Origin of the sequence: Salinibacter ruber DSM 13855, from assembly GCF_000013045.1 — a bacterium.
Classification (GTDB): Bacteria; Bacteroidota; Rhodothermia; order Rhodothermales; family Salinibacteraceae; genus Salinibacter; species Salinibacter ruber.
The window spans coordinates 532,061-551,449 of record NC_007677.1 but is presented as its reverse complement, the minus strand read 5'-3'; the positions used below and the strand labels follow the sequence as shown (position 1 = coordinate 551,449).

Genomic DNA, 19,389 nt, shown 5'->3' with positions numbered 1-19,389 from the left:
AACCCGCCCGCCGTCCGGTTACGGCGATGGCGGGGACGACGCGGAGGCGTCTGAGGTGCGTGTCGTATCCAGACGCGGACGGCGCCCCGGCACGATGGCGCCGCGCGAGATGGGGGTGAGGAAGAACGATCGGCCGTCGTACCCGGTGCGGTACCACCGCCTGCGACGCTCGTCGTAGTAGTAGTCCACGTGCGGCGCCGGCCCCGCGTCTTGAAGGGGAGCAAGCAGGGTGTCCCGCAGTCCCCGCAGCCGATGCCGATACGCCCGGTCCGCCGCTACGATGAGGCCGCGCCCCTGGGGCCCTCGCCCGTCCATCACCTGTACCGGAATGGAGTCGTTGACCACGAACCAGTATTCGAACTGGGGCCGGCCCGCCAGCGAATCCTCGATCGGGGCGTCGGCGAGCGTCTGCGTCGGGTCCCCAAACTCGGCCTGGAGGCGTGCCCGCAGGGCCGGGGTCCGGGTCGTGTCGAGGAAGGTGTAGTCGGCGGTCCCGCCCAGGAAGGCCCACTCGGCGTCCGCAAATCGCGACCGGAACCACTCTCGTTCTAGGTGCCGCACCGGACGCACGTCGTCGAGGGGGAACGATGGGAGCTGGGCCGTCGGGGACGGGACGGACGGGCGGACGAGATGGAGCGAATCGGTGGGGGTCGGAAGCTGCACGGGCGGGTGCGCGGGCCATGTCCCCTTTTGGCGCAGGTGGCGGCGCGCCAGGGCGCGGTACCGCTCGTTCTGGTAGCGCTCGACGAGGCTGGCGTCCCCCCCGGTCGTCTGGGCGGCGGCCGGCCCCACCCCCCCTACCGTCAAAAGCGCCCATCCCACCACGCAGACGGCGCACAGGGCGCCGGACCGAAGGGCCTCCTGCGGATGCCATCCAGGCGGATGTCTCATGCTCGGGTCGTCGTGCCGGGGCGAAAAGAAGAGTGGCGCTCCGTCCCCCCTGGGGAGCCGTCGGGCGTCTCGGGGCCGAAACGGGCCTAGTCCTCGTCCACCGAGAGAATGGCGAGGAAGGCCTCCTGCGGGACGTCGATCTCCCCCATCTGTTTCATGCGTTTCTTGCCCTCCTTCTGCTCCTCCAGCAGCTTCTTCTTGCGGCTCACGTCCCCGCCGTAGCACTTGGCCGTCACGTCCTTGCGCTGCGCCTTGATCGTCTCGCGGGCCACAATGCGGCTCCCGATCGACGCCTGCACGGGCACCTCGTAGAGCTGCCGGGGGATGACGTCCTTGAGCTTCTTGGCGAGCTTGCGCCCCACCTCGTGGGCCGAGTCGCGGTGCACGATGGTCGACAGGGGCTCGGCCGGCTTCTCGTCGATCAGGATGGTTAGCTTCACGAGGTCGCTCTCGCGGTACTCCAGCAGCTCGTAGTCGAACGAGGCGTAGCCGCGGCTCGCGCTCTTGAGGTTGTCATAGAAGTCGAAGACAATCTCCGCGAGGGGCAGCTCGTACTCCAGCTTCACCGTCTGCCCGTCGAGCCAGCGCTGACTCCCATACTCCCCGCGCCGCTTCTCGCAGAGCTCAATGACGTTGCCGATGTAGTCGCTCGGCGTAATGATGTCGGCCTTCACGTAGGGCTCGTGGACCGCCTCAATGTCGCCGTAGTGCGGCATGTCCTCGGGCTTGTCGACCGTCACGGTCTTGGGCTCCCCCTTTTCCTCGACCTCCACCTCGTACTCCACGTTGGGCACCGTGGTGATGATGTCGAGGTCAAACTCGCGCTCCAGGCGCTCCTGAATAATTTCCATGTGGAGCAGGCCCAGGAAGCCCACCCGAAAGCCGTACCCGAGGGCGGAGGAGCTTTCGGCCTGGTACGTCAGCGAGGCGTCGTTGAGCTGTAGCTTCTCGAGCGCGCCGCGCAGCTCCTCGAAGTCGTCGGTCTCGGTGGGGTAGATGCCGCTGAAGACCATGGGCTTCACCTCCTCGAAGCCCGGAATCGGCTCCTCGGCGGGGTCGTGGGCCGTCGTGATGGTGTCGCCGACGCGCGCGTCCTGGATGTCCTTGATGGAGCCGATGATGTAGCCCACGTCGCCCGCCGTAAACGTGTCGACTTTCTGCCGCCCCATCCGCAGGATGCCCATCTCCTCGGCGTCGTACTGCTTTTTGTTGGACATGAACTCCATCGTGTCCCCCGCCTCCAGCGTGCCGTCGAAGACGCGGGCGTAGACGACAGAGCCGCGGTACGAGTCGTAGATGGAATCGAAAATGAGGGCGCGCAGCGGCGCGTCCGGGTCGCCGGACGGGGGCGGCACCCGGTCGATCATGAGATCGAGCATCTCGTCGACCCCCTCGCCCGTCTTGGCGCTGATCTGGAGAATGTCCTCGGCGGGCTCGCCGATCAGGTCCTCCAGCGCCTGTGCCACCTCGTCGGGCCGGGCCACCGGCAGGTCGATCTTGTTGATGACGGGGATGATCTCCAGGTCCTGCTCCAGGGCGAGCCACAGGTTGGAGATGGTCTGCGCCTCGATGCCCTGCGCCGCGTCGACCAGCAGGATCGCCCCCTCACAGGCCTTCAGCGCGCGGCTCACCTCGTAGGTGAAGTCGACGTGCCCGGGCGTGTCGATGAGGTTAAGCGTGTACTCCTGCCCGTCCGGGGCCGTGTGCGCCATTCGCACGGCGTGGCTCTTGATGGTGATGCCCCGCTCGCGCTCCAGGTCCATGTCGTCGAGCGTCTGCTCCTTCATCTCGCGCTCGGTGATGGTCCCGGTGCGCTCCAGGAGCCGATCGGCCAGGGTGCTCTTCCCGTGGTCGATGTGCGCGATGATGCAGAAGTTGCGGATCGTCGAAAGGTCAGGCATGAGGCACGAAAGGCCATCGGATGGGCGTCCAGTGAAGGGCCGCGGGGCGGCCGGACCGGTGGGTTGCGTCCGGCCGGGCCCTCAATTCACGGGGCGTATAACGGGCCACCGTTCCTCGCGTTGCACGACGGGGCGCCCGTCCCGCTCGCCGCAGCGGCTAGGGGTGCGGCTCCGAGACGGCCGACGACCGGGCGGAGGCCGACGCCGCGCCGCTTCCGGAGGCCGCCTTCCCGCGCGATGCGGGGGCGTCCGGCTGCGTCAGGGCCGACGGGGCCGGGGGGGGCGCCTCCAGGTCCAGGTCCGAGAAGACCGCCGCGGGGCGCCGCCACGTCCGCCCGTCGGCGCGTGCGGCCCGGCGTTTCGCAATCCGGCGCTCGTGGAAGGCCTGGTGGAAGACCATGACCCCGACCACCCCGACGACAATCGACATGTCGGCCACGTTCCAGATGGGAAACAGCTCCATGTACGCCCCCCCGAAGACCGGAATGATCCGAGGGATGAAGCCCTGCCAGAGGCTCACGTGAATGAAGTCGACCACGCGCCCGGTGAAGTACGGGCCGTAGTCGAGCAGCACGCCGTAGAAGACGCGGTCGATGATGTTGCCGAGCGCCCCGCCCAGAATGAAGGCCAGGCTCCAGCGGTAGGGCGCGTAGTCGTTGCGCACCTGATAGATGTACGCCCCGACCAGCATGGTGGCCAGGAGGGAGAGGACGGTTACGGTCCCGGGCGGGCCGATCGTGATGCCGAACGCCATGCCCGGGTTCTCCGTGAAGGTCAGCCGCAGCCAGTCCCCGAGGAGAGGAATGGACTGCTCGCGGTACATGAACTGGAGGACCGTCGCCTTGGTGGCCTGGTCGAGGAGCACAACGGCCCCGGCAATCCAAAAGACACGCATCAGTCAGGGGGGAGGTGTGAAAGGGCAGGGGACCCGTCTCGGCGTCGCGACGGCCCTCCAGCGCTACAGGTTCGATACGGGCTCCTCGGCGGCGAGTGCCTCCATGGCCTCGCGGTCCCATTCCATGACGATGGGAATGCGGCGGCCGATGCCGAAGGCCTTTTCGGTGACCCGGAGGCCGGGGGGCGCCTGGCGCCGCTTGTACTCGTTCTGGTCGACCTGCCGCAGCACGCCGCGCACGAGGTCCTCGTCGAGGCCCGTCTCCCCGACGATGGTCCCCAGTTCCTTCTTCTGCTCGACGTACCGCTCCAGGATGGCGTCGAGCGTCTCGTAGGGCGGCAGCGTGTCGGTGTCCTTTTGCCCCGCCCGCAGCTCCGCGGAGGGCGGCTTCTCGATCGTGTTTTGTGGGATCACGTTCGCCCCGGCCCGCACGTTGATGTGGCGGGCCAGCTCGTAGACGCGCGTCTTGAGCACGTCGCTCAGCACCGCCACCCCCCCGTTCGTGTCGCCGTAGAGCGTCACGTAGCCGATGGCCACCTCGCTCTTGTTGCCCGTCGACAGCAGCAGGTGGCCGAACTTGTTCGACAGCGCCATGAGCGTGACCCCGCGGGCCCGGGACTGGACGTTCTCCTCGGCCACGCCGGGCTCGGTGCCCGCAAATTCATCCGCCAGCATGTCGTCGAACGCGTCGACCGCCGGCTTAATCGGGATCTCCTTGAACTCGATGCCCAGGTTGTCGGCGAGCGCCTGGGAGTCGGTCACGGACCCTTCCGACGAGATTTCGGAGGGCATGGTCACCCCCACCACGCGCTCCGGCCCCAGCGCCTCGACGGCCAGGGCACAGGTCACCGCCGAATCGATGCCCCCCGACAGGCCGACGAGGGCCTTGTCGAAGATGCCGGTCTTCTCGTAGTAGTCGCGGACGCCGAGGACGAGGGCGTCGTGCAGGTCGGCGATCGCGTCGCGCCCCGTCGTGCAGGCCTCGGGGGAGGACTCGGTGTCCCAGAAGAGCAGGTCCTCCTCGAAGGAGGCCGCACACGCAACCTGTGTGCCGTCGGCGGCGTGGACGCGGCTGTCGCCGTCGTGGATGATCTCGGTGTTGGCGCCCACCTGGTTGCAGAGCAGGAACGGGCGCTCGTGGCGGCGACAGATGTGCTCGACGAGCTTGTCGCGGACCTCGTGCTTCCCGATCGAGAACGGGGAGGCGCTGATGTTTACGAAGAGGTCCGGGTCCAGGGCCGCCAGCTCCGCGACCGGATCGCGTTCGTACCGCTCGCTCTGGTCGACCCCTTCGGGCTGGTGCACGTTCCACATGTCTTCGCAGACGTGGAGCCCGATGCGCAGGCCCCGCCACTCCAGGAGGCGCCGTTCCTCGGCGGGCTCGAAGTGCCGGTCCTCGTCGAAAATGTCGTAGGTCGGGAGCAGGGTCTTGTAGACACGGTCCTGCACGGCCCCGTTCTCCAAAAGCAGCGCGGCGTTGTGGAGCGGCTTGCCGAACCGGTCGCCGTTGGGGACCGGCGCCCCGATGATCACGCCAAGATCCGCCGGCAGGGCCCGGGCCAGGTGGTCGACCGTGCGCTGGACGGCCCGCTTGAAGAACGGGTTTTCGAGCAGGTCCTCGGGCGGATACCCCGTCACGCAGAGCTCGGGGAAGACGACGAGGTCGGCCCCGCGGTCGTCCGCCCGCCGGGCGTAGTCGAGAATTTTTTCGCGATTGCCCTCCAGGTCCCCGATGGTGGGGTTGATCTGGGCCAGGGCGATTTGCATAACGGAGCGGGCGGTCTCATCGGATTCCAGAGGGTATCACACACGCCTAGCGTTCGGCCTGCGTTCCGGGACGCCGGGACGGTACGGGATGGGCAGCAGCGGTCACCCACCGCCGCTCATCCTCCAATCGGAGACGCTTGGAACAGGTTGAAGACGGCTCCCCCGAACGCCAGAAGCCCCAGGGCGCCGTGAACCCACCTCCGGTCGGTTACAATGGGCAGCGCCAGGACCGCGGGCACGACCGACAGCGCCACCCAGCGCCCGGCCAAAATGCTGAGAAGCGTAGCGTCCATCTCGACCAGAAGGAAGAAAACCGTGATGCTCTCGAACAGCACGATGATGGCGATCAGTGTGCCGAAGAACCACCGCCGGTGCGACGCCGAGAAGTAGAACACCTCCAGGTTGAGAGCGCTGGTGGACGCAGGAGACGTGCCCGACTTCTGTGCAGGCGATTCCGGGGTGGTGCCGGGGGTCCAGTCGGAATCGGGGAGGGCGAAGGCGCAGGCCAGATACAGTGCTAAAAACATGAGCAGGTACGGAAGAAACACCAGTACGCGCCCGAACGCCGCCTCCTGCAACACGCCGAAGCTGGTCCACCAGATCTGCAGCACGAGGAGAAAGACCGTCACGCTCCACAGGACCGGGAGCCAGTGCCAGCGCACCGCCCGGTTGGGTCGCACCAGCTCGCGGACGCTCTGGATTAGGTCCGCCAGGCCAAGGCCGACGATAATCGAGACGAGCGGGATGAGATACTCGATTTGGGACACGAGACCGGTCTGTCGTGCAGGAGGCAGATGGGGGAGTCGCCAAGGTTCATGCTCGTATCGAGGAGCCCTCGTTTCCGCATTTTCGGTGTCGCGCTATCCAGATTCGCGGTCCGGCCCCGTTCCTCCCCCCGCGAGAAGCGATTTATCAATCGGCGGCGCGTCCAGCGGGGCGTGCAGCACCGACACGTCGCCCGTCAACTCCATCACGATGGCGCGCACCTGCGACCACCGCGTCACGTTCGCCTCTCGGAGCTTGGCGCGCAGGTCGGCCTCCGTCACGTTGGCCCGGCGCAGGTTGTCGCACAGCACCTCCGTTCCGTCCATGAGCAGCGGCGGGCGGGTGTCGACAAGACGGGTGACGCCGGGCACCCGCTTGCGCAGATTTCCGACGACAAACTGAAGGGTGAAAAGCATTCCCATCGTGACGGCGCCTTCCAGGAGCGTCGGCTTCTGCCAGAGCGTGACGCTGGCGAGCACCGCCCCGATCGCAATGGTGACGGCACAGTCAAAGGCACTCCCCTTCGAGAAGATATGCAGCCCGACGAGTCAGGCGTACAGGATGTGCAACCCGTAGAGCGCCACCGCCGAGAGAATGACCATGAGCGGGGCGTCTTCGACCGCCCGGGTCCAGGTCTAGTCGATCAACGGATATAGACGTGTAGATCCCCCTGTCCGCTCCCTACACCGCCTCCCCCGCCGCCACGTCTTCCAGGGGGACGCCCTTCAGGCCCATCGCGTCGTACGTGGCGCCCTCAAAGGCGTCCACCTCGGACTGCACCTCGTCCATGATCTGCTCCGGTCCCTTCGGGTAGTCCATCTCGGCGCCGTAGCGCCGGGCCACCTCCGGCAGAATCTCCCAGCTGGGCTTGCAGTTGATGCGATTCTCGTCGTTGTGCCAGCGGTCGAACGGCGTGCCGTGCTCGTCCTCGCGGTTGGTGCCCATCTCCATCATGAGCGTGCGGTTAACGCCCTGAATCTCCTTCGCCGGGCGCACGCGCTGGGCGTGGCCGTCCTGGTTGACGTAGGTGCCCACCGTCTCGACCACCATCGCCGCGGGGAGGGCCGCGGTGGCGCGGGGCAGCGTCTCGTTCGTCGTGTTGTAGTAGTGGAGCACCACGTCCGTGTCGGCCAGCGCCTCTGCGTCGCAAAGCCCCGCCCCGACGGGGTCGTCCTCCAGCATGTACACCAGGTCGTACTCGCCGCTCGCGATGCGGGAGCCGACCAGCTCCTCGTCGACCGGTCGGATGCCGAGGCGCTCGCATCCCTCGGCGTTGGGGGTCTTGTCGTCCGTGATGAGCCAGTCGTCGCCCGCGCCCGGCTCCACGTGCGGGATGTAGCGCGGCGCGTCGGCCCCCACCGCGTCGGCGAGCCGGGTGAGCAGGTAGTTGTCCTCCACCGTCGCGTAGGCCGAGCCGAGGAACAGGATGCGCTCCGGGTCGGCACTGCCCAGCAGCGAGGCCGCTCGGGCGTAGGCCTGCGTCCAGTTGCTCTGGGTTCGCGTGTCGTCGCGCCGAATGTGCGGGCCCTCCGGGCGGTTGTCGTTGAACTGGTTGTAGACGAGCCGGTCCTCGTCGGGCAGCCAGTACTCGTTCACTTCCATATTCTGCCGGGGCGTGATGCGCAGCACCTGGTTGTCGCGCACCCAGTAGTGGCAGTTCGCGCCCGTGGCGTTGGTCGTCGTAATCGACGGCGTGGAGCTCATCTCCCAGATGCGCGCCTTGAAGCGGAAGTCCGACGACGTGAGCGCGCCCACCGGGCAGATGTCGATCGTGTTCATCGAGTAGGGGTCGTCGAACGTCTCGCCCGGGGCGGTGATCGGGTAGTTCTTGACGCCCCGGTTTGCAATGGTGAGCTGGTTGCTCTCCGACACCTCGTCGGTAAAGCGGGTGCAGCGGGTGCAGTTGATGCACCGCTCGGCGTCGAGCGTCACGCGGGGGCCCAGCTTCACGCGCTTCGGCTTGTGCACCTTGCGGAACTCGAAGCGGGAGCCCTCCGGCCCGTACTTGTAGGACTGGATCTGGAGCGGGCAGTGGCCGGCCTGGTCGCAGATCGGGCAGTCGAGCGGGTGGTTCGTCAGCAGAAACTCCAGGTTGTCGGTCTGCGCCTGCTCCACCTCCTCGCTGGTGCGGTGCGTCTTCACGACCATGCCGTCCTGCAGGTCGACCGTGCAGCTGGCCTGCAGCTGCGGGAAGTACTGGATTTCGGGCTCCCCCTCCTCGTTGCGCACCACCTCGCCGGTCTCCCGATCCTCCTTCGGCATGCCCACCTTCACTAGGCACTGCCGACAGTTGGCCGGGATGGACATGGCGGGGTGGTAACAGAAGTGGGGCAGCTCGATGCCCTGGTTCAGGCAGAACTGCAAGAGCTTCTGCTCCCCCTCATACTCGTAGGTCGTTCCGTCGACGGTGACGATCGGCATAGCGGTAGGCGGTCAACGTTCAGGGTTGAGCGGAAAGCATCAGGGGGGTATTCGGAGCCCGGCTCCGAGGTCCCCTGTTCTCTGAATGTAGTAAGGTAGGCCTCAGAGAGAAAAAGTTCAGCCTCGGTGACAGAGGGGCCAGCGCCGAAGCCGGTTCGCTGCCGCCCGTTCCTTCCTCCGACGCGGTACAGGCGGCACAAGTCAGGGGGTTCCGGTCACATGGCACTACGGGCTCGGCCCGGACGGGCCTGCGTCCGAGATACGAACGGGCGTGACCCGCACCCCGTTCGCAGTTAGGCGGAGCGTGTCGTCCGCGATGCGCAGTGTGCCGGCAGCGACCGCGAATCCCTGCGCCGCCCCCGGCACGGTCCAGGCGCAGCCGTCGGCCTCGGTGCGCGGGGCCGCCACGACGAGTGGCCGGCTGCCGGTTGTGAGGGTGACCTCGCACCCAGTGGCCCCAACGGCGGCGATGCGCCCGTCTACGGTCACCGGACGCCCCTCGTAGACGCCCGCCTCCGCCGCCACGGCCGAGGCCGGGAGCGCCGCCGTCGCGTCGACGGGCGTGCCCCGGGTCTCTTCGGCCTCGGTGGCGTTGGTTTCTGTTTCGCCCGTGCCGCAGGCCGCGAGCAAAGCCCCACCGAGAAGGATTGCGGCGCATCGGAGCATGGAGCAACAGAAGGCGAAACGAAAGGCAGCTCTCCCCCGCCGCGTGGCCACGGCCTACTCCGTCGCCGCCACGGCCGACCCCGCGCCGGCGGACACCTCGGTGCTGACGGGGTGGACGGACGCCTGGCACTTCGCCGCGAACTCCTCCCGGAAACGCTTGACGGTGGCCCGCACCGGCCCCACCGCGCCGTCCGCAAAGGCACAGATGGTGCGCCCCCCGTCCATGTTGTCGCACAGCTCCAAAAGCAGGTCGATGTCGCGCATGCGCCCCTCCCCCTCGTCGATGCGGGCGAGGATCTTTTCGAGCCAGCTCGTGCCCTCGCGGCAGGGCGTGCACTGCCCGCAGGTTTCGTCCTGGTAGAAATGCGCCACGCGGCGGAGGAACGAGACCATGTCGGTCTCCTCGTCGAGCACGAGCGGACAGAACGTCCCCGTCCGCGAGCCCACCTCACCGAGGCTCTCGTCGTTCATCGAGATGCCGTCGATCTGGTCGGCGGGCACCGGCGGCACCGAGGACCCCCCGGGCACCACGGCCTTCAGGTCCTTGTCGCGGGCCATCCCGCCGCACACGTCGTAGATCATGTCGGTCAGTAGCATCCCCGTCGGGAATTCGTAGACGCCGGGGTTCTTCACGTGCCCGGACATGCCGTAGAGGGCCGGCCCCGGCATGTCCCCCGCCCCGATGTTCGAGTACGCCTCGCCCCCCTGCTCCACGATGAGCGGGACGTGCGCCAGCGTCTCGGCGTTGTTGATCGTCGTGGGGGAGCCGAAGATGCCACTCTGGGCCGGGAAGGGCGGCTTGTAGCGGGGGTATCCGCGCTTGCCCTCCAGGCTCTCCATCAGGCTCGTCTCCTCCCCACAGATGTAGGCCCCGGCCCCCTTGTGGAGCACGATGTCCATCGTGAAGTCCGAGCCCATGATGTTCTCGCCCACATAGCCCGCCTCGTAGGCGTTCTCCAGCTGCTCCTTCAGGTGCACGATCCAGTCGGTGTACTCGCCCCGGATGTACACGTAGGCCGTGTCGATGTGGAGGGCGTACCCGGCGAGGAGAATGCCCTCGAGCATCAGGTGCGGGTTGTACTCCATCACCTGACGGTCCTTGAAGGTGCCGGGCTCGCTCTCGTCCGCGTTCACCCCGATGAAGCGCGGGCGCTCGTCCGGCTCCGGCATGAAGGTCCACTTGATCCCGGTGGGAAAGCCGGCCCCGCCGCGCCCGGTGAGCCCGGAGGCCTTCACCTCGTCCGTGACGTCGCTCGGTTCGAACGCGTCGTCCTCGAGGACGCGCCGGAGGCGGTCGTACCCGCCGTGCTCCTCGTACACGCCCAGCTTGTGGAGGTCCTGAATGGGCGGCAGCAGCATCCGCTCGTACGAGCGCCAGTCGCCGGCCGGACTTTGGGGCGTTCCGTTCGTTTCCATATGCAGTCTCAGGTTGCGAAGGTGAAAGTGCAAAGGGCCGGAGCGGGAACCGCGAAGCAGGGCAGTGCCCTCCGTTCACGCCTCCCGTCTCACGCATCACGTCTTACTCCGTGTGCTCCGCCCGGGGCTGCGTCTGGTACGTCTCCGTGTTCTCGACGTCGGTGCGGCGGTTGCCGTCCAGCTCCTCCTCGTCCTGGGGCAGCGTCATCGACGTGAACGAGGGCACCTCCCCCGCACGCAGGCTCTCGACGAGGTCGTCGATCTTGTCGGGGGTCAGGTTGTGGACGTAGACGCCGTTCGTAATCTCCATCATGGGCGCCGAGCCGCAGGACCCAAGGCACTCGGCCTCCTGGATCGTAAACATCCCGTCGTCGGTCGTCTCGCCGGCGTGAACGCCCAGCTTCTCCTCTAAGTAGTGCAACACGTCGTAGCCCCCGCACACCTGGCAGGTGAAGCAGGTGCACACGTCGAGCACGTAGGTGCCCTTCTCCTCCTTGAAGTACTGGTGGTAGAAGGTCGCAACGCCGTAGGCCTGCGTGAACGTCATGTCGAGAGTGTCCGCGCAGAGCTGAATCACCTCCGGGGCCAGGTAGCCGAATTTCTCCTGGGCCAGCCACAGCACCTTCATGATGGCGGCCTGGTCCTCCGGATACTGGTCCTTCCAGGCCTCGATCTGCGCCTCTTCCTCGTCGGTCCACACGAGCTCGTCGTCCGAGAACGCCGGATCGGGATCCTGATCCGGAAGCTCGACAATGGGCTGCTGAACGTCGAAACTGGACATGTTCGGGTGTCGGTTTTCGAATGGCAAGTACCAGGGAGCGAATGCGATGCCGGATGCCGGGCCCCTCGACACTCAGCATTCGCCGATCGAACGTGGGCTACTTGTCGGCCTCCCCCATGACCGGGTCGAGGGAGCCGATGATGACGACCGTGTCGGCCACCATCTCCCCTTCGAGCATGTGCTCCATCGCCTGCAGGTTCGTAAACGACGGGGCGTTGATGCGCACGCGCCAGGGCCGGCCGGTGCCGTCGGACGTCAGGTAGAACCCGAGCTCGCCCTTGGGGCCCTCGATGGCGTGGTAGGAGTGGGCGCCCTTCGGCGGCACGGTGCCCACGTCGGTGTACATGAAGTCGTGGATCATGCCCTCCATCGAGTAATAGACCTCCTCCTTCGAAGGGTAGGCCTCCTTCGCGTCGTCGGAGCGGATGGGGCCCTCCGTCATCCGGTCGAGGCACTGCTCGATGATGCGCACGCTCTGCTTCATCTCGTCGAGGCGCAGGAAGTAGCGGGCCAGGCAGTCCCCCTCCTCGCGCACCGGAATGGTGAAGTCGACCTCGTCGTACTTCAGGTACGGCTCGAAGCGGCGCACGTCGTAGGGCACGCCGGAGCCGCGCAGGTTCGGGCCCGTCAGGCCCAGCTCCAGCGCCTCCTCCTTCGTCACGCGGCCCACGCCCTTGTTGCGCTCGACCCAGATGCGATTCTTGTTGAGCAGGCCCTCCCAGCCCGCAATCCGGTCCGGAAACGTGTCGACGAAGTCGCGAATCATCTCGATTGCGCGGGGGGAAAAGTCGTTGGCCACCCCGCCGATGCGGCTGTGACTCACCGTGAAGCGGGCCCCTGCCACCTCGTCCATGATCGAGTAGATCTCCTCCCGCTCCTGGAAGGTCCAGACGAACCCAGACACCGCCCCCGCGTCCATCATCCCCACCCCGAGCCAGAGGCAGTGCGAGGAGATGCGCGCCAGCTCGCTCATGATCATCCGAATCCACTGCGCCCGCTCCGGCACCTCAATGTCGGCCAGCTTCTCCACGGCCAGGCACCACGCCACGTTGTTGGAGTAGGGCGACAGGTAGTCCATGCGGTCGGTATACGGCATGAACTCCTGGTACGTCTTGTGCTCCGCGAGCTTTTCGATGCCGCGGTGCAGGTACCCGATGTCGAGGACGGACTTCTCGATCGTCTCCCCGTCCATCTTTACGACACAGCGCAGGACCCCGTGCGTGGCCGGGTGCTGGGGCCCGATGTTGAGGATCATCTCGTTTTCCAGCGGGTCCACCTCCGACCGCTGCGTCGCCGGCGGCTTCCCGTCCCCCTGCGCGGCGGCCCGCTTCTCTTCGAGCCAGGCGTGCTTGTTCTCCAGCCGCTCGTAGATCTTCTCGTTGTGCTTCGGCCAGAACCGAAACTGGTCACCGAGGTCGTTCCCGGGGAAGTCGGGCTTTTGAGTCTGAGGCATGGCGTATGCGTCTGTGCGTTAGAGCATCCGAACGGGCCGCGGGGCGTCCCAGCGCCTATTCGGAGTCGGGGTCGGTGGCGGGCTCCTCGTAGCTCTTGACCGGCTGGGAGCCGTGGGCGGCGGCAAAGGGGTCCATCGTCAGGTCCCCATCCGGCGTCTGCGGGGGGAGCGGCAGCGAGCCCGGAATGCCCAGCTGCGGGAATTCCTTGCGCAGCGGGTGGTAGTCGAAGTCCTCCGGCATGTACATGCGCCGGGGGTCCGGGTGGTCGACGAAGGAAAAGCCGAACATGTCGTAGGCCTCCCGCTCGTTCCAGTTGGCCGCCCGGTAGACCTCCGTCACGCTCGGCACCTGCATGTCGCCCTCGTCCACCTGAACCTTCAACCGGAGGCGTTTTTGCCGCTCGGTGCTCACGAGGTTGTAGAAGACCTCGTAGCGGTCCTCCGCGGTGAAGTTGTCGATGCCGCCGAGGTCGACGAAGTAGTCGAAGCCCTCCTCCTCTTTGAGGAAGCGGCAGACCTCTCGAATGCGGTTCTTCTCGACGTAAATGGTATCCTCGTTCGCGTAGCGCTCCACGTCGAGGACTGCCGCCCCAAACTCCTCCCGCAGGGCGTCGATGACCGCCGGGACGCGGGTCGTGTCCTTCGCGTGGGCGTTCTCCGTTTCCTGTTCGGCCCCGGGCTCATCGGTCGGGGTGTAGTGGAACCGGAGCTCCTCCGGGTTCTTGGGGTTTTCGTCGCGAGGGTTGTCGGGCTTGCTCATCGGCACTCCGTCGTGTTGGGGCGTCGCGGGCGCTCGGACGCCGTCTTGCAAGAAGAAACGCAGCGGGCGGAACGGCGGCGTGCCTACGCGGCGACCGGCTCCGGCGTGGAGGCCTCCTCCGCGTCGTCGGCGTCCGGGGCCTCCAGGGTGAGGGTCGAGGTTTTCGGCTTCTCAAGCTGCCCCGGAAACCTGTTCGTGTTTTCCGGCATGATCGGGGCGCGCTCCCGCGCCTTCCCAAACTCGTAGTCCTGCACCACCGAGTACTCGTTGCGGATCTTCTCCTGGATGTCCATCAGCGCGTGCAACACCGACTCCGGACGGGGCGGGCAGCCGGAGATGTAGACGTCGACCGGCAGGAAGTTGTCCACGCCCTGCACCACGCCGTAGCAGCGGTGCATGCCGCCGGTGGAGGCGCAGGCCCCCATCGCGATGCACCACTTCGGGTCGCCCATCTGGTCCCACACGCGACGGATGGCGTGGCTCATCTTGTAGGAGCACCAGCCGGCCACAATCATGAGGTCGGCCTGGCGCGGGGAGAAGCGCATGGCCTCGCTTCCGAAGCGGGCCGAGTCGTACTTCGGCCCCGCGAAGCCCATCATCTCGATCGCACAACAGGCCAGCCCCATCGGCATGGGCATGAGCGAGTTGGAGCGAGCCCAGTTGAGGAAGGTGTCTACACGGGTCGTGAAGAAGCCCTGCCCGTTGGTTCCGGAGGATCCAGCCATGACAATAAAGAGTCGGGCGGTTCAGAAAAGTTCGGAAACGGAGCACACGGTGCACCCAATCGGGATCATAAAGCCGTGTGCTTCCGATGCACCGCGTTAAATGACGCGGGTCTCCCCCTGTTCCCCCCCCGCCCCACCGCACGTGAACGTACGGAGGATGTCACGTTCTCGTCGGCCCCGCCGCCCCGACGGGCGCTACTGTTCAAAGTCCAACCCGCCCTTCTTCACGTCGTAGAGCAGGCCGACGAGCAGGATGAGCGTGAACAGCGAGATGACGGCGATCACCCCCAGCCCCGCACCGCTCTCGACGAAGCTGTGGAAGCTGGCGGCCCACGGCCACATGAAGACAACCTCCACGTCGAAGACGATGAAGATCATGGCCACGAGGTAAAATTTGACCGAGTACCGCTCGTGGGCGCTCCCCACCGGGTCCATGCCGCTCTCGTAGGGCATGGTCTTCGTTCCACTGGGCCGGCTCGGCCCAATGTAGGCGGCCGCGGCCAGCAGGGTCAGGGCCAGCCCCAGGGCCAGCGCAATCATCAGGAACAGCGGCACAAAGTCGCCAAACATGGCCGGTCGCGGTTGGGCGAGCGAAGAACGGCGAAAGCCCCAACGGGAATGATACGTGGGGGTAACGTACGGTACAGATTAGGCGTCGCGGATGCAACGATCCGCCTGCTCAGCCGCCCAAAGAGCCGGTGAACTATCCCTCATGGCCTTGCGCACGAGCGTGCACTCATCTCAAGGGGGTCGTTTCGGGACTCCGTCCCCTCAAGGCGACGGAAGCTCGTAGGTGAGGCGGGCAACGACCATGCGCCCCAGCGCGGGGCTCCCCACGAACTCTCGATGGGCATTGCCGAGTACGTTCTGGGCCGTGACGTTCACGCTCAGTCCCGGCACCGCCGGGAGGGAGGACCGCAGCCGCACGTCGAGCAGGGTGTAGGCGTCCACCGTTCCCGTGTAGGGCCCGAAGCGAACTGGGAAGTCGTCCACGTGATGCACGGTGGCCCCGATCGTCGTTCTGTACGGGAGCCCGTAGTCGACGCCGCCCTTTCCCTTAAAGGCCGGCGCGTTGAGGGCGATGTCTCCACGCCCGGCTCCCCCCTCGAAGGAATCGTCGCTCACGACAGACATGGTGCCGAAGGCCGTGAGCGCGTCGGAGGCCCGCAGCTCCGTCGATACGTCGAATCCCCCGTACGAGATCGTCCCGCCATTTTGGTACTCGACCGGGATTCCCACCGGCACGAAGACATCGTCCCGCGTCTCGTAGTACCCGTCTACGCCAATCCGGAGACGGTCGGCAACCTGTCCCTTGTAGCCCACCTCCAGGGTCTGGGTCACGGTGGCCCGCGGCGGCGCCGACACCTCTGGCGCAAGCTGAAGGAGCGGCGACGCCGAGGACACCGACGCCGTGCGGTTGTAACTGACGCGAAGGGCATGCTTCGGGGCGGGCGTGTACACGAGTGCGGCCCGGGGCGAGAATTGGACCTCCTCCCGAACACTCAGGTAGTCGGCCCGGCCCGCGAGGGTGAGGGACACGGAGGGCGCCAGTGGGGTAATCGTCTGGAGATACGTTCCGAACGTGCTGAACGCCTCCTCGTCCGGGGTCGTGCCACCCGGAACGGACTGCAGGCGCGTGACGTCCAGCGCCGAGCCGACGAGCACCTCCGTGTTGAGACGATCCACACCGAACGCGTACTGCATCCGCCCATCCACCCGCGTGCCTTCGTCGGTGATGGCATTTCCGGTCCGGTAGAGATAGGTGCCATCCCCGGAAAGATTGCGGTCGAGGCCCACCTGAGCAGAGAGATCACCGGCGTCCAGGCGGAGCTGTCCGTAGGTGTAGCCCAGATTGGAGGCCTGAAGCGTGCCGATCGGCGATTGCAGCGGGCTCGTCAGCGACGCGTACCCGCCCCGCAGGGACAACGAGGTCGTGCGGTCGAAGCGGTACCTCAGCAGCCCATTCACATTATACCGCCGGTAGCGGTCCTCTCGACGGAGCTGCGCCTCCGCGCTGCCATCCCCGTCCACGTCCCGCACCACGAAATTTCGCCCCTCCAGGGCCGGGGACTCCGGATCCTCGTAGACGCGGTAGCGCCCGAGCTCTGCAACGTCCCGGGCGTTCTCGGGATCGAGGCCCCACTCGTCGGCCCGCCCCCACTGGCCGGTAAACTTGTAGCCCACCGCGCCGCCCAGGACCCCGGCCTGACGGAACTGGGCGTTGAGGTATCGCCGCGACCCGCCGGAGAGGGCAAACGACGTACCGGGGTCCCGGAACGGGTCTCTCGTGACGAAGTGGAGCACGCCCCCGTCCACCCCGGTTCCGTACAGCGCCCCGGCCGGCCCCTGCACCGCCTCGATCCGGTCGAGGTCGAGCGTCGTGTTCGGCATGACGCTGTAAAGGTTCAGGCCCAAGGCGGGGGCGCGGGCCTCGCGGTGGTCCGTCCGGACGTGGGGCCCGGCGGAGACGGCGCTGTTGAACCCACGAAGGGCCACCTCGCGCCGGTCGATGCCCGTCTGGGCCACGTCGACCCCCTCCGCGGCCCGGAGCGCCTCCACCGACGACGTTTTCGCCTCCCGTCGGATGCGCGCCGGCTCCAGAACAGTCGTCGAGGCGGGGGCCTCCAGAAGCCGCTGTCGCGTTCGCGATGGGGCCTCCACGATCGTTTCGAGGCCAAAGGCATCCCGTCGCAGCTCGACGTCCACGCTGCGCGACTCGCCCACTTCCATCGTGACGTGGACGTGGCGTCGCTGGTACCCAAGGGACGTCACCTCAAGCACGTAGCGCCCGGGCCGGATGCGGTCAAGCTGATAGGTGCCTGTTTCCCCCGTCACTCCACGCCGGACCACCGTCGGAGCAGCGGCGGCCCGCAGCCTCACGGTCGCCCCGACGAGGGGCGCCCCGTCGGCGGCATCGACGACCGTTCCCGTCACGGCCCCTGTGCCCTGCGCCATTGCCCCCAGGGGCACAAGGCCCAGCAGCACAATCCCGGCGACGATTCGCCACCCGCACGCACGACACCCTCGGAGAAGCTTGCTGCACCCGGCGACCATACCGACCCACGTACCGATTCGTCTGTGCCGCACGTCGTCATCTCAACCGCTGCTCTTTTTACAACGGCCCTTGTCCAGACTGACGTTCCGGACGCGTGAGGCCTCCCCAGTCGCTCTCGGGGCGCTTTTACTCGGCAGGCGGGAGGCTCTGGCGGAGCACGCGCACGACGTTCGCCCCCATGATTTGTTCAATGTCTCGTGGAGAGAACCCTTCAGCGAGGAGGGCCTCCGTGAGGAGGGGAAAGCCCGTGGCGTCGAACGGAACCGAGACCGTCCCGTCGAAGTCGGTGCCGAGCGCCACGTGCTCCACCCCCACGAGGTCGGCCACGTGGCGCATCGACGCGGCAACCGCGGCGGGGCCGGTGCCGCACACCGCCGTCTCCCACAGCCCCACGCCGATCACGCCGCCGCGGGCGGCGACGGCCTTGATGTGGCGGTCGCTCAGGTTGCGCGGGCTGTCGCAGGTGGCCCGCACGCCGGTGTGACTCACGACGACGGGCCCGCGGGTCCGTGCCAGCACGTCGTCGATGAGCGCCTCGGACGCGTGGGCGAGGTCGATCGTCACGTTGCGGGCCACGAGCCGATCGACCACCGCGGCCCCGTAGCCGGTGAGGCCGCCCTTGTCGAGCCCGGTGGACGCACCGCCGAGGGCGTTGTCGTGCATGTGGGTGAGGCTCATCATGCGGTAGCCGTCGTCGACGAGCGTGTCGACGTGCGCCGCCTCGCCCTCCAGCGCGTGGAGCCCCTCGACGGCCAGCAGGGTCCCCATCGCGGCCCCCTTCGTGCGGCGCCGTGCGAGCAGGGCGTCCAGGTCGGCCCGGGTGCGGAGCAGGAATAGGGCCCCGTCCCGGGCCGCGGCGCGACGGAGCTTCTTGGCCTGGTACCGGGCCCGTTCCAGGCGGCTCGTCCAGGTCCGCACGGGCCAGCGCTGGGCGGCGGCAAGAAACGGAATCTGGTCGAGGGCATCGGCGTCCGTCCCTGCGTAGCTGCGGCCCCGCGGCACCTGCGTGACGGCGGCAAACACCTGGAGGCCCACCCCGCCCGCCCGCAGCCGCGGCACGTCGGTGTGGCCGCGGTCGTGGCGCGTCAGCGGGTCGCGCCCCCACAGGAGCAGGTCGTTGTGGAGATCCGCAACCATCAGGGTGTCGTGCAGGGCCTGTGCCCGCCCCGAAGGATCGTAGGGCGGCTCGGCCTGGACGGTGTTGTAGCGGGCGTCGGCGATGGGGGCGGCAACGGTAAAGTAGCCCGCGACGACGAGGGCGGCAAATCCGATCAGGACGTACAGAAGCAGGCGAACCATGAGTGCGAACACGCAGAATCCAGGAAACGAGTGCCAACGGTGAGTGGGAACGAGCAGCGCTCACGGTTGATCGTCGTCCGGGCATGGGGGAGGGCCCGTGGGCATGCGCGCTGATATTCACTGCGTTCCCGCCTTTCCTTAATTGAATGGTCACCCCTGTACCCTGATGCTTGCACCAGCACAAGTTTGCACTTTCACGAACACCGGTTTCGTTGTTGGATGAGCGACGACTCATTTCTGGATTCGATCCGCTTTTCGGTGACCGCGGCCCTCTCCCTTCTCGCGTTTGTCACGATTCTCGTGGGCGGCGGATACTACGTGTATCGGTGGACGGCCCCCAAGTATGAAGAAGCCCAGCGAGAAACCTACGAGCAGAGCCGGCAGCACGTGGAGGGGACGGTGGAGGACCTCATGCGCTACCGCGTGAAGTACCAAGAGGCAGACAGCACCCACAAGGACGCAGTCCGGAAGTTGATCCTACGCCGGGCCCGAGACATTGACCGCGCCGACATGCCGAAGGACCTTCGCCAGTGGGTCGAGCACCTCCGGACGCGAACAGACCCGTAGCCCGAACAACGAACAGGTCCACGGACT

At 67.0% G+C, this 19,389-nt stretch carries 17 protein-coding genes; 1 reads left to right on the top strand and 16 read right to left on the bottom strand.

The features are described from left to right. Positions 1–18 precede the first annotated feature (18 nt). The 16 genes from SRU_RS02175 to SRU_RS02100 form a co-directional block, all read right to left on the bottom strand. Positions 19–891, bottom strand: a complete 873-nt coding sequence (locus SRU_RS02175; protein ID WP_011403184.1) for a hypothetical protein — start codon at positions 889–891, stop codon at positions 19–21. An 86-nt stretch (positions 892–977) separates the two neighbouring features. Next, positions 978–2,792: a translation elongation factor 4 gene (gene lepA, locus SRU_RS02170; protein WP_011403183.1), complete on the bottom strand. Its 1,815-nt coding sequence runs from the start codon at positions 2,790–2,792 to the stop codon at positions 978–980. A 157-nt stretch (positions 2,793–2,949) separates the two neighbouring features. Next, entirely contained in the window at positions 2,950–3,687 is a 738-nt protein-coding gene (locus SRU_RS02165) for a signal peptidase II (protein WP_011403182.1), read from the bottom strand. A 63-nt stretch (positions 3,688–3,750) separates the two neighbouring features. After that, positions 3,751–5,454, bottom strand: a complete 1,704-nt coding sequence (locus SRU_RS02160; RefSeq protein ID WP_011403181.1) for an NAD+ synthase — start codon at positions 5,452–5,454, stop codon at positions 3,751–3,753. A 116-nt stretch (positions 5,455–5,570) separates the two neighbouring features. Continuing rightward, positions 5,571–6,221 (bottom strand): hypothetical protein, encoded by a 651-nt coding sequence (locus SRU_RS02155; protein ID WP_011403180.1) that lies wholly within the window; start codon positions 6,219–6,221, stop codon positions 5,571–5,573. A 93-nt stretch (positions 6,222–6,314) separates the two neighbouring features. Then, on the bottom strand, positions 6,315–6,698 hold the full coding sequence (locus SRU_RS02150; RefSeq protein WP_011403179.1) for a YetF domain-containing protein: 384 nt from the start codon (positions 6,696–6,698) through the stop codon (positions 6,315–6,317). A 202-nt stretch (positions 6,699–6,900) separates the two neighbouring features. Continuing rightward, positions 6,901–8,640, bottom strand: coding sequence for a 2Fe-2S iron-sulfur cluster-binding protein (locus tag SRU_RS02145; protein WP_011403178.1), 1,740 nt, complete (start codon positions 8,638–8,640; stop codon positions 6,901–6,903). A 225-nt stretch (positions 8,641–8,865) separates the two neighbouring features. Further along, positions 8,866–9,306, bottom strand: a complete 441-nt coding sequence (locus SRU_RS02140) for a hypothetical protein (RefSeq protein WP_011403177.1) — start codon at positions 9,304–9,306, stop codon at positions 8,866–8,868. A gap of 54 nt (positions 9,307–9,360) precedes the next feature. After that, positions 9,361–10,722: an NADH-quinone oxidoreductase subunit NuoF gene (gene nuoF, locus SRU_RS02135; protein ID WP_112902993.1), complete on the bottom strand. Its 1,362-nt coding sequence runs from the start codon at positions 10,720–10,722 to the stop codon at positions 9,361–9,363. Between the two features lie 103 nt (positions 10,723–10,825). After that, the gene (nuoE, locus tag SRU_RS02130; protein WP_013060937.1) at positions 10,826–11,503 is read right to left on the bottom strand and encodes a complex I 24 kDa subunit family protein; all 678 of its coding nucleotides are present in this window, start codon (positions 11,501–11,503) and stop codon (positions 10,826–10,828) included. A 97-nt stretch (positions 11,504–11,600) separates the two neighbouring features. Continuing rightward, on the bottom strand, positions 11,601–12,956 hold the full coding sequence (gene nuoD, locus SRU_RS02125) for an NADH dehydrogenase (quinone) subunit D (protein ID WP_011403174.1): 1,356 nt from the start codon (positions 12,954–12,956) through the stop codon (positions 11,601–11,603). A 55-nt stretch (positions 12,957–13,011) separates the two neighbouring features. Further along, positions 13,012–13,716, bottom strand: a complete 705-nt coding sequence (locus SRU_RS02120) for an NADH-quinone oxidoreductase subunit C (protein ID WP_011403173.1) — start codon at positions 13,714–13,716, stop codon at positions 13,012–13,014. Positions 13,717–13,799: 83 nt separating this feature from the next. Further along, entirely contained in the window at positions 13,800–14,441 is a 642-nt protein-coding gene (locus SRU_RS02115; RefSeq protein WP_011403172.1) for an NADH-quinone oxidoreductase subunit B, read from the bottom strand. A gap of 195 nt (positions 14,442–14,636) precedes the next feature. After that, positions 14,637–15,011, bottom strand: coding sequence for an NADH-quinone oxidoreductase subunit A (locus tag SRU_RS02110; protein WP_011403171.1), 375 nt, complete (start codon positions 15,009–15,011; stop codon positions 14,637–14,639). A 201-nt stretch (positions 15,012–15,212) separates the two neighbouring features. Beyond that, complete coding sequence (locus tag SRU_RS02105) at positions 15,213–17,426, bottom strand: TonB-dependent receptor (protein ID WP_237701852.1); 2,214 nt, start codon at positions 17,424–17,426, stop codon at positions 15,213–15,215. A gap of 196 nt (positions 17,427–17,622) precedes the next feature. Next, positions 17,623–18,795 carry a dipeptidase gene (locus tag SRU_RS02100; RefSeq protein ID WP_013060934.1) on the bottom strand — a complete coding sequence of 391 codons (1,173 nt, stop codon included), beginning with the start codon at positions 18,793–18,795 and terminating at the stop codon, positions 17,623–17,625. A gap of 219 nt (positions 18,796–19,014) precedes the next feature. Here SRU_RS02100 and SRU_RS02095 point away from each other — a divergent pair, with 219 nt between their 5' ends. Continuing rightward, a complete protein-coding gene (locus SRU_RS02095) occupies positions 19,015–19,362 on the top strand; it encodes a hypothetical protein (RefSeq protein ID WP_011403168.1) in 348 nt (115 codons plus the stop codon). Positions 19,363–19,389 lie beyond the last annotated feature (27 nt).

What these genes read in the sequence shown, in the direction of transcription:
- SRU_RS02165 (WP_011403182.1), bottom strand. Translation starts at nt 3,687, where the DNA reads ATGCGTGTCTTTTGGATTGCCGGGGCCGTTGTGCTCCTCGACCAGGCC.
- SRU_RS02145 (WP_011403178.1), bottom strand. Translation starts at nt 8,640, where the DNA reads ATGCCGATCGTCACCGTCGACGGAACGACCTACGAGTATGAGGGGGAG.
- SRU_RS02095 (WP_011403168.1), top strand. Translation starts at nt 19,015, where the DNA reads ATGAGCGACGACTCATTTCTGGATTCGATCCGCTTTTCGGTGACCGCG.
- SRU_RS02115 (WP_011403172.1), bottom strand. Translation starts at nt 14,441, where the DNA reads ATGGCTGGATCCTCCGGAACCAACGGGCAGGGCTTCTTCACGACCCGT.
- SRU_RS02160 (WP_011403181.1), bottom strand. Translation starts at nt 5,454, where the DNA reads ATGCAAATCGCCCTGGCCCAGATCAACCCCACCATCGGGGACCTGGAG.
- SRU_RS02120 (WP_011403173.1), bottom strand. Translation starts at nt 13,716, where the DNA reads ATGAGCAAGCCCGACAACCCTCGCGACGAAAACCCCAAGAACCCGGAG.
- nuoE (WP_013060937.1), bottom strand. Translation starts at nt 11,503, where the DNA reads ATGTCCAGTTTCGACGTTCAGCAGCCCATTGTCGAGCTTCCGGATCAG.
- lepA (WP_011403183.1), bottom strand. Translation starts at nt 2,792, where the DNA reads ATGCCTGACCTTTCGACGATCCGCAACTTCTGCATCATCGCGCACATC.
- SRU_RS02175 (WP_011403184.1), bottom strand. Translation starts at nt 891, where the DNA reads ATGAGACATCCGCCTGGATGGCATCCGCAGGAGGCCCTTCGGTCCGGC.
- nuoD (WP_011403174.1), bottom strand. Translation starts at nt 12,956, where the DNA reads ATGCCTCAGACTCAAAAGCCCGACTTCCCCGGGAACGACCTCGGTGAC.
- SRU_RS02110 (WP_011403171.1), bottom strand. Translation starts at nt 15,011, where the DNA reads ATGTTTGGCGACTTTGTGCCGCTGTTCCTGATGATTGCGCTGGCCCTG.
- nuoF (WP_112902993.1), bottom strand. Translation starts at nt 10,722, where the DNA reads ATGGAAACGAACGGAACGCCCCAAAGTCCGGCCGGCGACTGGCGCTCG.
- SRU_RS02140 (WP_011403177.1), bottom strand. Translation starts at nt 9,306, where the DNA reads ATGCTCCGATGCGCCGCAATCCTTCTCGGTGGGGCTTTGCTCGCGGCC.
- SRU_RS02100 (WP_013060934.1), bottom strand. Translation starts at nt 18,795, where the DNA reads ATGGTTCGCCTGCTTCTGTACGTCCTGATCGGATTTGCCGCCCTCGTC.